Raw genomic sequence first — 12,202 nt, 5'->3', positions numbered from 1 at the left:
CCCAACAGTTGGAAAAATAAAACTACAAAGAGGGGAACTCTCATGAAACTCGTGTCAAGATCAACACTTATCTCAGGTTTGATGATTTTTACATCCACACCGGCTTTTGCCCACCTTACAGGTGTTCCACATGACCATAGCTCTTTTACAAGCGGCTTTTTACACCCATTAACCGGTTTCGATCATATTCTGGTGATGGTTGCAGTTGGCCTATGGGCAGCTCAACTCGGTGGAAAATCGATTGTTGCAGTTCCGGCAAGTTTTGTTCTCTTTATGGCTTTCGGCTTTTTGCTTGCTTTGAATGGTGTCGAACTGCCTTTTGTTGAACCCGTCATTCTTGCCTCGGTCATTGCAATGGGGCTCTTTGCAGCTATGGCTATTCATCTTCCCGTTATGCCGGCAATGTTGGTTGTTGGTGCCTTTGCAATTTTCCACGGATATGCACATGGCAGCGAACTCGAAAGCGCTAGCGCTTATGCTTACGCCGCCGGATTTTCTCTCGCAACCGCACTTCTTCATGCTACAGGCATCGCAATCGGCTTGGGAGCCGGTAAAATTTTTGGCAGCTTGAACGGCAAAAAAGCCATCCGCATCGGAGGCATCGCTACCCTTCTTGCCGGCGTTTATATGGCGTTTTCTGCGTAAATAATGCTGACAAAAGTAACCGTTCTAACAATCGGAAAGAAACATTATGATTCCCGGTGAAATCATCACAAAAGAAGGCGACATTGAAATGAATGCCGGCCGTCCTGCAATAAAGCTCAAAGTAGGCAATAGCGGTGACCGCCCTATTCAGGTGGGCTCGCATTATCATTTTTATGAAGCCAATTCTGCCCTTCAATTCGACCGTGAAAAAGCCCGTGGAATGCGCCTTGATATTCCGGCTGGTACCGCTATCCGGTTTGAACCGGGGCAAGAAAAAGATGTCTTACTCATACCATTAGCGGGAAAACGGCGTGTCTTCGGTTTTCGTGCAAAAATTCAGGGGGATCTTTGATGACCCACAAAATTTCACGTGCGGCTTATGCCCAAATGTTCGGGCCTACAACAGGTGACCATATCCGCCTTGCCGATACGGACCTCTTCGTAACTGTCGAAGATGACAAGACAACTTATGGCGAGGAAGTCAAATTCGGTGGCGGTAAAGTTATCCGCGATGGCATGGGGCAAAGCCAGTATTCACGGGAAAAAGGGGCTATGGATACAGTTATCACCAATGCCCTTATTGTTGATTATACCGGCATCTATAAAGCCGATATCGGTTTGAAAGACGGGATTATCGAAAAAATCGGTAAAGCTGGCAATCCCGATATTCAGCCCGATGTCGATATCATCATTGGCCCTGCAACCGAAATTATTGCAGCGGAGGGAAAAATTGTAACCGCCGGCGGAATTGATTCACACATTCATTTCATTTGCCCCCAGCAGGTTAACGAAGCGCTCTATTCCGGCGTTACAACAATGTTTGGCGGTGGCACAGGGCCCGCGCACGGGACGCTTGCGACCACCTGCACACCGGGACCTTGGCATTTGGCACGGATGATACAGGCGGTAGACAGTTTACCAATGAATATCGGTCTTGCCGGTAAAGGCAATTCATCCTCACCGGATGCTTTGATCGAAATGGTGAATGCCGGTGCTTCTTCGCTCAAACTTCATGAAGATTGGGGGTCGACTCCGGCGGCAATCGACAATTGTTTGAGCGTTGCCGATGATTATGACGTGCAAGTTATGATCCACACCGATACATTGAATGAAGCGGGGTTTGTCGAAGATACAATTGCTGCATTCAAAGGCCGGACAATCCACGCCTTCCATACAGAAGGTGCCGGTGGTGGTCATGCTCCCGATATTATCCGTGTTTGCGGGTTTGAAAATGTATTGCCTGCCTCCACCAACCCGACACGCCCCTATACGGAAAACACCATTGCCGAACATCTCGATATGCTCATGGTCTGTCACCACTTGTCGGCAAAAATACCCGAAGATGTCGCTTTTGCCGAAAGCCGCATACGTAAGGAAACAATTGCCGCAGAAGATATCCTGCATGATATTGGTGCCTTTTCTATTATCGCGTCGGATAGTCAGGCGATGGGACGTGTCGGAGAAGTCATTATCCGCACATGGCAGACTGCCGATAAAATGAAAAAACAGCGTGGTTATTTGGGGAAAGATAGCGGGTTCAATGATAATGAGCGCGTGAAACGCTATATTGCAAAATACACAATCAATCCGGCCATTGCACAAGGAATCGGCCATGTCACCGGTTCGATAGAGACAGGTAAACGTGCCGATATTGTCATCTGGTCGCCCGCCTTTTTCGGTGTAAAACCGGAGATGGTTTTGCTTGGCGGAATGATCGTTGCGGCACCAATGGGGGACCCCAATGCATCAATTGCAACACCGCAACCGGTTCACTTCCGGCCAATGTTCGGCGCTCTCGGAAAGGCGGTCAAACACACCTCTGTCACATTTACCAGCAAAGCCGCTATTGATAACGGGCTCGCCGAAAAGCTTGGGCTTGAAAAGGAACTCGTTGCCGTCAAAAACACCCGCACAATTTCCAAAAAATCCATGAAACTCAATTCTGCAACGCCGCATATCGACGTTGACCCTGAAACTTACGAAGTGCGTGCAGATGGTGAATTATTAACCTGCGAACCGGCTAAGATACTTCCGATGGCACAACGCTATTTCCTTTATTGAGGTTTAAATGTCCTATAAAACTTTTCGAGCAACAAAATATATATCGGCGTCCAATGCCAAAGGGGTTGAGACTTCGGGTGCTCTTTCACTTTCCCATGACGAGCGCCATATCCGCCGGAAATTACTTCATTTTGTGAATGGCGATATGATAATGGTGGATTTGAAAGAACCCGTCCATCTCTTGGAAGGGGATGTTCTTGAAGCAGAAAACGGCGAATATTTTCTCATCCATGCAGCCAACGAACCGCTTTATTCTGTAACGGCGAACACACCGCTGGAGCTTACACAACTTGCCTGGCATTTGGGCAATCGTCATCAAGCTGTCGAAATTAAAGAAAATACGATTCTTCTATCTCGTGATCCGGTTATACGCGCTATGCTTGAAGGTTTAGGAGCGACCATTGAAGAGATTGAAGCTCCTTTTCAACCTCTCCACGGAGCTTATCACGACCATGCGGGGCACCATCATTAATGTTGCAGGGTGATGCCTCTTTACTGCGTTTGATGACGCTTTTTTCACCCGTCTTTCCGGTCGGTGGCTTTGCCTATAGCCATGGTCTCGAACAGGCAGTCCATGAAAATTTTATTCAAAATGCCGAAGATTTGTTTGATTGGCTTGATGCTCTTGCCAATCACGGATCTCTCCATAATGACGCGGTTTTCATTGCCGAAGCGTGGAGATCAACCGATCAAGAAAAATCCATTATTGCGCTTGTTGAAATAGCCAATGCGAATGCTGCCTCGAAAGAGCGCTTGATGGAAATCGATTTGCAAGGGGCGGCTTTTTGTAAGGCAATTACCGAGATGGAGGTTTCAAACAAAATCTATAAAGCTCTTCCCTATCCGATTGCAGTGGGCGTCCTCGGATACCGGTTGGAAATCAAACTGCCATCGTTACTTATGGCTTATCTTCATGCGTTTATATCAAACCTCGTTCAAGCAGCAATAAGACTTGTTCCGTTAGGACAAAGCGACGGCGTCAAAACCATGGCACGAATGGAAGAGCGCGTCCTCTCACTTGTTATGCAAAGCGATAAGCTTACGCTCGATAATCTCGGTTCATGCTGTCTTTTATCCGACATCATGGCAATGCGCCACGAAACACTCTATTCAAGGATCTTCCGCTCATGACATCTTCTTATTCACCAAACGGCCCGTTACGTATCGGTATTGGAGGCCCTGTCGGGTCCGGAAAAACAACCTTGACGGAAATGCTTTGCAAGGCCTTGCGCGAGCATTACTCGGTCGCCGTCGTTACCAATGATATTTACACAAAAGAAGATGCCCTGATTCTCAATCGCGTTCAGGCACTGCCGGAAGACCGCATCATCGGCGTGGAAACAGGCGGTTGCCCTCACACTGCTATTCGCGAGGATGCAACGATCAATCTGCAAGCAATTGACGAGCTGGTTAAACGTCATCCTGACCTTGATATGGTATTTATCGAATCAGGCGGAGACAATCTCGCAGCAACATTTTCTCCCGACCTTGCCGATTTGACACTTTATGTCATTTCGGTCGCAGAAGGCGAAAAAATTCCGCGTAAAGGCGGTCCTGCTATTACGCGCTCCGACTTGCTTATCATTAACAAGAAAGATCTAGCCCCATATGTTCACGCCGATCTTGATGTTATGAAACATGATGCAAAAATCCAGCGCGACGACAAACCTTTCGTTTTCACGGATATGCTGCGCCGTGACGGGCTTCAGGACATTATTCGATTTATCGAACAGGCAGGCGGCTTTAACCGGTAAATAAGCAAACGCCCACATGAAAAACGTTTTTCACGTCTTAAAAAATTTTACTGACGCACGAACAAGGTTGATGGTTTCAAAGGGCTTATTCAAAGAATAAAAATATTTGCCAGAATTTTTCTATAAAATTTCACAGAGAAATATATTCGGGAAAATTAATTGGTACGCCTAAGGGGACTTGAACCCCTGTTTCCGCCGTGAGAGGGCGGCGTCCTAACCGCTAGACGATAGGCGCACGGTGTAGAGCCGCTAATAAGCCTTGTTTACTCAAAGAGCAATGCCAAATCCCCAAAAAAATGAACTTATCAGGGCAAATTTTGAATATTTTTATTTTGAAGGCTAGACACTCGGAATTTTAATGTTATAAACCCAACCGCTCCGGTTAAAAAACCGGACGTGCCCAGATAGCTCAGTTGGTAGAGCAGCGGACTGAAAATCCGCGTGTCCGTGGTTCAATTCCGCGTCTGGGCACCATCTCAATTTTTAACCTTTTTATCCTAATGTTTTTATTAATTATTCTCTCGACTAAGAGAATAGAAAAGCGTTCCAATTGTTCTAACGCTTTTGAATTGCCTCATCGGCCGATTATCGTTGATCATCCGTCTTTTATGTAAAGAGATACCTTTTTTAGCTTCCCAAACCAAGTCAATTTCAATTGCGCTATTATGACACCGGAATTTTTATATGAAACGCATTCATCCTCGCACCTTTAATGGGAATCTTTTTCCCTCTCTTTATTTGCAAGCCTCACGTTTTGTCCAATATTTTGATCTGAAATATTCGATAATCTGTTCTCTTGATTTCGATCGCCACAATATTCCATCTTATTGAGCCTTAAGCCTTTTTTAAAAATAACAACAAAATGGTTTTGGTGACCTCTAAATGCCGAACACTCGTTGCTCCCACATTTTCTGCCAACTATTGGCTCAAACATAGCTTATAAAGTGAAATGAGTTATCGAATATCAGTCTAACAGACGGACACAGCCGACGTGTTGAGTTAAAAATTTGCCGTATCTCACCAACAAGCCTACTTTTGCGAGACGAAAGCGGCTAAGTTTTCCTTTAAGCGAAAGATTTGAGCCATGCAATGGACCGACAAGGTGCCATTGGAAAAGTTTGTTTTCTATAATTCTGCTCTCAATTCAGCCAATCTTCTAAGTAAGCTCAAGATATATTTTTGAGCACCAATTACGGCCGAAGGGATTAAAAAGCTCAGGAATAATTTCCCTATTTTTACCGTAAAATCCGACTTAATGAGTGAGAGAATAACTTTGGTCTATGAGATCGCAAATTTCTTTCATAGATACTGTTTCATCAAGAACAATAGTGATCCAACTATCCTTGTTCATGTGATAAGCCAGCAATAAACTACTTTTCAAAATCACTGTTCTTCTGCTTAAGCATGTAGCCTGCAATCGTCTAACAGATTGCAGCTTAAAAACCGTGTCATCTTTTGTCAGGAACCCCACGTTATATAAAGCAGCGATAGCCCGATCAATGCACATAGTGGAGACCAGTAGCGCGTGTCATAGTAAGCAAATGTGCTATCTTTTATTTTCTTGGTAAAACCGACAAGCCGAAAATCGCCAATTGCCCTGACAATAAAAACAACTGCAAGCAAAGTCCCACCTATTTTTAATATATAAGTTGGCAGCAAGCCGATAATCCCTGCTCCCAATTCCATTACGAACAATGTAACAAGCAACAGTGCCGAGGCAACTAGAAAAGTACCTAATTTGCTTGCATGGAAAGCCGGGACACCCTCAATATAGGGAATTACTTTTGATGATGGTTCAGCATCGGGTTTCAATACCCAATAGTAATGTGTCAAGGCAATCAAAAAAAGCACAATGACAGTGCTTAAATGGACAATGGTATAGAACATCGCGGTGCTCCAACCTTTCAAGGAATTTATTTTTGGAACAGTAATTTGAGATAAGTAGCAAAAGGATTTGGCCGGTTAGGCTCCTTTCGCAAAAGGCGGTTCACAGCTTCATTATGGCCTAATGCCATTGAGCCTTCAACCACAATTCTGCAATCAAAAGGCGGCTCCTAATCCTTCATTTTGTACAATTGCTCAACAAGACTGCCATAAAAAACTTTTTGTTCATCCATCAGCTTACTTTGGCGAGACGAGAGCGGGTTTCCAAGCGGGAGATTTGAAGCATATAATGAATTGAAAAGATTTCAATGGAAAGGGTTGGTCTCTATTGTTCTCAATTCAGACAGTTTTTGAGGTGGACTCAAAGTATATTTTTAAGCACCAATTACGGCCGAAGGGATTAAAAAGCTCAGGAATAATTTCCCTATTTTTACCGTAAAATCCGGCTTAATGAGTGAGAGAATAACTTTGGTCTATGAGATCGCAAATTTCTTTCATAGGTACGGTTCCATCAAGAACAATAGTGATCCAACTATCCTTGTTCATGTGATAAGCGGGCAAATAGCCGACTGACTGACGTAAATTACCTATCATGACTGATGGGCATTTTACATTGATAACATCCACCTCATCGTTTCCCGTCAACCCCAAGCGGTATTTTGGAACATTCATTATGAGGGCATACCATTTATTATTATCGCTATGGCGTAAGACTACATAGTCGGGATATTTTCTCCACGGATGTTCTTCCTTTGTATTGTATTTTGATTTCACATACTTGATAAGTTGTTCTCTCAATTTCCAATACTCCAGTTTTCCAAATTATATAGTTATAGCTTATTTTAAGCGGATAAACCGGTCAATGTCCTGAATGTTATTCTAAAGAACGGGCCTTCGTTTTCCTATATTTTTTCCAATTAGAGGCCTCAATAATTTCAAATATAAAATGATCCATCATATCCCGACGGACAACCTACGATTATAGAAATTACCCAAAGATTCACCGCATATGACCGCATGTTCGCTGATTGTTAACGCGAGCAAATTCACTTGGATCCACTTCGCGTCCAATGGTCTGCAGTTAGTTTAACTCAGGCATACTAGCAAAACATAGTTCTATGAGAGGCTTTAGCCGATAGGAATTTCCCGAGGAATTCCGTTGAGTAAATCTAGAACCTCTCTTTATTTCCTATGGCGAGCGGTTATTGTGGCGTATTAATATCGGATAGCGTTAGGGACGATATTTCCCTATCATAGCCATGCCTATGCTGTCTGACGACAAAGAGGCTGCTAATGCAACCGCTACCAATTCTTATCGTCTCAGAGAAAGTTGGGGAACGCGTTAAACGAAGCCGGCGCGCAATGACACGTTGCATATTCTATTTTTATGACGCCTAAAACCATTTTTTTAATGACGTTACGCAGATCAATCTAAACTTGAGGCAACGAAACCAATGACTCAGTAGAGAGCTCTCATTTGAACCAGAGATGACCAGTTTAAACGCCGTTAGCGATGACCTGCTTTTCCAGAACACGATTTATCGAGCAACAACGGGTAACTTGGTTTATTTTGCACCCAACGATCAGCGGCCTTTTTGAAGGAGGCAATTTAATTACCTCAAGTTCTGTGAGGTGTTTTATCAGAATGTTTTTGAAGGGCGGATGATAGCAAGTACCGAAGCTTGCTTTTTCCCGAAGCCAGATTTTGGTTTTCACATACTGATATTCGGGGATAGCGTTATAACGGTCGCGATTTCCGCGCTACATTACCACACTACAAGGCAAACGACGAATGTTTGAACGTTATCATAACCGCAGGCTTCATGAAGTGCAGCGGTTATCAAATGCGGATATAAATCTGGAAGGTGTGTGGGGAGATTGGTTGCGGGGGCAGGATTTGAACCTGCGGCCTTCAGGTTATGAGCCTGACGAGCTACCGGGCTGCTCCACCCCGCGCCAAGGATAAGCGTTTTACGAGAAGCTGGAAGGGGCACCGAGAGGCCCGAGAACAGATACCGCAAAACCCAACCGCTATAAGAAGATAGACGTTATAGCGGAATATTAAAAAAGCCTGTTGGCTAATTTCAATATAACAATTCAAACAGACCATTCAAGAGTGGTCTGCCCGTTAAATAACAATTGAAGAGGAAGCACGAGGCTAAACATCGTAAAGATCAGAGAAGCTATTGTTGCACTTGGCAGACCTGGCAGCGACTTACTCTCCCGTGTCTTAAGACAAAGTACCATCAGCGCAGGAGCGTTTCACGGCCGAGTTCGGAATGGGATCGGGTGCAGCCGCTCCGCTATAACCACCAGGTCAGCAAAGCGCAACAATTTTTCAAGAAGCCGAATATCTTTCTGTTGGTATTGTTCTTTTACTCTCACTTAAAAGTGCGACCGCGCGTCGGCCACTTTTGGCCGCCCCCGCGGAGGGCTGCGCCCGTGAGCGCAGTAAAGTAATCTTTGCACAGCAAAGATGAACATTTGTAATGGGAACGATCAAGTCAATCGAACGATTAGTATCAGTAAGCTCCATGTGTCACCACACTTCCACACCTGACCTATCAACGTGGTCGTCTTCCACGGTTCTCAGGGAATACTCGTTTCCAGGTGGGTTTCCCGCTTAGATGCCTTCAGCGGTTATCCCGTCCATATATAGCTACCCTGCTATGCGGCTGGCGCCACAACAGGTCCACCAGAGATATGTCCATCCCGGTCCTCTCGTACTAGGGACAGATCCTGTCAATATTCCTACACCCACGGCAGATAGGGACCGAACTGTCTCACGACGTTCTGAACCCAACTCACGTACCGCTTTAAATGGCGAACAGCCATACCCTTGGGACCTGCTCCAGCCCCAGGATGCGATGAGTCGACATCGAGGTGCCAAACAACCCCGTCGATATGGACTCTTGGGGGTCATCAGCCTGTTATCCCCGGCGTACCTTTTATCCGTTGAGCGATGGCCCTTCCACGTGGAACCACCGGATCACTATGACCGTCTTTCGACTCTGCTCGACTTGTCAGTCTTACAGTCAGGCGGGCTTATGCCATTGCACTCGACGAACGATTTCCGACCGTTCTGAGCCCACCATCGCGCGCCTCTGTTACTCTTTAGGAGGCGACCGCCCCAGTCAAACTACCCACCATACACTGTCCTGAACCCGGTTAACGAGCCGCAGTTAGACATCCATGTCAATAAGGGTGGTATTTCAAGGATGACTCCACAAAGGCTGGCGCCTCTGCTTCAAAGTCTACCACCTATCCTACACATGCCGACACGAATGCCAGTGTAAAGCTATAGTAAAGGTGCACGGGGTCTTTCCGTCTAACCGCAGGAACCCCGCATCTTCACGGGGAATTCAATTTCACTGAGTCTACGTTGGAGACAGCGGGGAAGTCGTTACGCCATTCGTGCAGGTCGGAACTTACCCGACAAGGAATTTCGCTACCTTAGGACCGTTATAGTTACGGCCGCCGTTTACTGGGGCTTCAATTCAATGCTCTCACATCTCCTCTTAACCTTCCAGCACCGGGCAGGCGTCAGACCCTATACGTCGTCTTGCGACTTCGCAGAGCCCTGTGTTTTTGGTAAACAGTCGCTACCCCCTGGTCTGTGCCACCCCCTAACGGTTGCCCGCTAAAGGGTCACGCTTCTTCCGAAGTTACGCGTGCAATTTGCCGAGTTCCTTCAACGTAGTTCTCTCAAGCGCCTTGGTATTCTCTACCGGTCCACCTGTGTCGGTTTCGGGTACGGTCTATACGTGGGAGCTATTTCCCGGGACTGCTTCAAAGCAAGATCAATCCATTAAGATCTTACAATTTACACAATCCGTCACTTCCCACAGGTCCACGAATATTAACGTGGTTCCCATCGACTACGCCTTTCGGCCTTGCCTTAGGGGCCGACTAACCCTGCTCAGATTAACTTTAAGCAGGAACCCTTGGACTTTCGGCGAGGGAGTCTCTCACTCCCTTTATCGTTACTCATGTCAGCATTCTCACTTCCGATACCTCCAGGACCCCTTACGGATATCCCTTCTCCGGCTTACGGAACGCTCCGCTACCACACGTCTTGCGACGTATCCACAGCTTCGGTGTATGGCTTTAGCCCCGTTACATTTTCGGCGCAAAGACCCTTACTTAGACCAGTGAGCTGTTACGCTTTCTTTAAATGATGGCTGCTTCTAAGCCAACATCCTGGTTGTTTTGGGATCCTCACATCCTTTCCCACTTAGCCATAACTTGGGGACCTTAGATGGTGGTCAGGGTTGTTACCCTCTCCACGACGGACGTTAGCACCCGCCGTGTGTCTGCTCGTCAGTTCTTCCAGGTATTCGTAGTTTGGTTAGGTTTGGTAGTCCTGCGAGGACCCCTAGCCCATCCAGTGCTCTACCCCCTGGAGAATACAACGAACGCTCTACCTAAATAGATTTCGCGGAGAACCAGCTATTTCCGAGTTTGATTGGCCTTTCACCCCTAGCCACAAGTCATCCCGATCTATTGCAACAGATATGGGTTCGGCCCTCCAGTAAGTGTTACCTTACCTTCAGCCTGCTCATGGCTAGATCACTCGGTTTCGGGTCTAATCCAACGAACTGAACGCCCTGTTCAGACTCGCTTTCGCTACGCCTACACCTATCGGTTTAAGCTTGCTCGTTAGACTAAGTCGCTGACCCATTATACAAAAGGTACGCCGTCACCCAGAACTAATCTTGGGCTCCGACTGTTTGTAGGCATTCGGTTTCAGGTTCTCTTTCACTCCCCTCGTCGGGGTGCTTTTCACCTTTCCCTCACGGTACTGGTTCACTATCGGTCATGCACGAGTACTTAGGCTTGGATCGTGGTCGACCCATATTCAGACAGGATTTCTCGTGTCCCGTCCTACTCAAGGACTTAAGATCAATTTACGTTTACGGGACTATCACCCTCTTCGGTCGAGCTTTCCAACTCGTTCTACTTTTCTCTCTTAAGCCACTGGCCTGATCCGCGTTCGCTCGCCACTACTAGCGGAGTCTCAATTGATGTCCTTTCCTACAGGTACTTAGATGTTTCAGTTCCCTGCGTTCGCTTCTTACACCCTATTTTATTCAGGTGCAGATACCTTTATTCAGATAGCTAGAAACCTAAATTGTCCATCACTGAACAACTTAGCTTTTCTAGCCATCAAAGGTGGGTTGCCCCATTCGGAAATTTACGGATCAAAGGGTATTCGCACCTCCCCGTAACTTATCGCAGCGTATCACGTCCTTCTTCGCCTGTGCATGCCAAGGCATCCACTAAATGCCCTTAAGACACTTGATCGTTCTCATTGCCAATATTCATCTTCTTGCAATGTCTTGTGCAAAACATCGCTATAAATATCAGCAGAAAGACCAGCTTCTCGAGATATATTCGATGGCGCGGTTAAGCTTCCAATCATTTGCAGAGGCTTTGAGCATTCCTCTGCGACACAAATTGCCTCTTTTCACATCAGCCAATTTTCAAGACTTTAGGTGATCTCAAAAACCGCTCGACACGCCGATAACTTCCTTAAAAGCACCGGAGCAATTGTCCGAATATATCTTCTCTTTACGATTTCAATAGAACAGGCAGACTTTCCTTTTTTCTAAAAGAACAGTCCGCAAACTTGTTTCTTCTTAAGATGATGTGTCTTCCCGTTTCCCAGCCAAAAGTCTTGGTGGAGCCAGACGGGATCGAACCGACGACCCCCTGCTTGCAAAGCAGGTGCTCTCCCAGCTGAGCTATGGCCCCTTAGACTTTCATGCCTCTCACCGAATGTCTCCATTCGGCGAAGCGCAATTCTTGGTGGGCCTGGGAGGACTTGAACCTCCGACCTCACGCTTATCAAGCGCGCG

Annotated in this window: 8 protein-coding genes, 5 tRNA genes and 2 rRNA genes (1 of these 15 only partly in view); 7 read left to right on the top strand and 8 right to left on the bottom strand. The window is 46.3% G+C overall.

What is annotated here, in order from left to right:
• Window positions 1–42: 42 nt before the first annotated feature.
• Genes PEB0122_RS03495 through ureG form a run of 6 tightly spaced genes read left to right on the top strand, consistent with a single transcriptional unit; the run spans window position 43 to window position 4,460 of the window.
• Entirely contained in the window at window positions 43–645 is a 603-nt protein-coding gene (locus PEB0122_RS03495) for a HupE/UreJ family protein (protein ID WP_075869256.1), read from the top strand.
• A gap of 46 nt (window positions 646–691) precedes the next feature.
• Window positions 692–997, top strand: coding sequence for an urease subunit beta (locus PEB0122_RS03490; protein ID WP_178391760.1), 306 nt, complete (start codon window positions 692–694; stop codon window positions 995–997).
• Window positions 997–2,706 carry an urease subunit alpha gene (gene ureC, locus PEB0122_RS03485; RefSeq protein ID WP_075915479.1) on the top strand — a complete coding sequence of 570 codons (1,710 nt, stop codon included), beginning with the start codon at window positions 997–999 and terminating at the stop codon, window positions 2,704–2,706. Before PEB0122_RS03490 ends, ureC begins: the two co-directional genes overlap by 1 nt.
• A gap of 7 nt (window positions 2,707–2,713) precedes the next feature.
• Window positions 2,714–3,178, top strand: a complete 465-nt coding sequence (locus PEB0122_RS03480) for an urease accessory protein UreE (RefSeq protein WP_075915478.1) — start codon at window positions 2,714–2,716, stop codon at window positions 3,176–3,178.
• Entirely contained in the window at window positions 3,178–3,837 is a 660-nt protein-coding gene (locus PEB0122_RS03475; RefSeq protein ID WP_075915477.1) for an urease accessory protein UreF, read from the top strand. The genes PEB0122_RS03480 and PEB0122_RS03475 overlap by 1 nt, the downstream gene beginning before the upstream one ends.
• Window positions 3,834–4,460, top strand: coding sequence for an urease accessory protein UreG (ureG, locus tag PEB0122_RS03470; RefSeq protein WP_075915476.1), 627 nt, complete (start codon window positions 3,834–3,836; stop codon window positions 4,458–4,460). Before PEB0122_RS03475 ends, ureG begins: the two co-directional genes overlap by 4 nt.
• A gap of 160 nt (window positions 4,461–4,620) precedes the next feature.
• Here ureG and PEB0122_RS03465 read toward each other — a convergent pair.
• Window positions 4,621–4,695 (bottom strand) — tRNA-Glu (locus PEB0122_RS03465).
• Window positions 4,696–4,858: 163 nt separating this feature from the next.
• Here PEB0122_RS03465 and PEB0122_RS03460 point away from each other — a divergent pair.
• Window positions 4,859–4,934: transfer RNA gene (locus PEB0122_RS03460), tRNA-Phe, on the top strand.
• Window positions 4,935–5,918: 984 nt separating this feature from the next.
• Here PEB0122_RS03460 and PEB0122_RS03450 read toward each other — a convergent pair.
• The 7 genes from PEB0122_RS03450 to PEB0122_RS03420 all read right to left on the bottom strand — a co-directional run.
• Entirely contained in the window at window positions 5,919–6,347 is a 429-nt protein-coding gene (locus tag PEB0122_RS03450) for a DUF3995 domain-containing protein (RefSeq protein WP_075915474.1), read from the bottom strand.
• Between the two features lie 444 nt (window positions 6,348–6,791).
• Window positions 6,792–7,118 carry an MmcQ/YjbR family DNA-binding protein gene (locus PEB0122_RS03445; RefSeq protein ID WP_225867794.1) on the bottom strand — a complete coding sequence of 109 codons (327 nt, stop codon included), beginning with the start codon at window positions 7,116–7,118 and terminating at the stop codon, window positions 6,792–6,794.
• 1,105 nt (window positions 7,119–8,223) lie between these two features.
• A tRNA-Met gene (locus PEB0122_RS03440) sits at window positions 8,224–8,300 on the bottom strand.
• 246 nt (window positions 8,301–8,546) lie between these two features.
• A 5S ribosomal RNA gene (rrf, locus tag PEB0122_RS03435) occupies window positions 8,547–8,661 on the bottom strand.
• 178 nt (window positions 8,662–8,839) lie between these two features.
• Window positions 8,840–11,648: ribosomal RNA gene (locus tag PEB0122_RS03430) — 23S ribosomal RNA — on the bottom strand.
• 374 nt (window positions 11,649–12,022) lie between these two features.
• Window positions 12,023–12,098 (bottom strand) — tRNA-Ala (locus tag PEB0122_RS03425).
• A 52-nt stretch (window positions 12,099–12,150) separates the two neighbouring features.
• A tRNA-Ile gene (locus PEB0122_RS03420) sits at window positions 12,151–12,202 on the bottom strand (it continues 25 nt past the right edge of the window).

The organism is Ditibartonella apis, from assembly GCF_001952075.1.
Taxonomy (GTDB): domain Bacteria; phylum Pseudomonadota; class Alphaproteobacteria; order Rhizobiales; family Rhizobiaceae; genus Bartonella; species Bartonella apis.
This window is presented reverse-complemented; position numbering and strand designations above follow the sequence as displayed.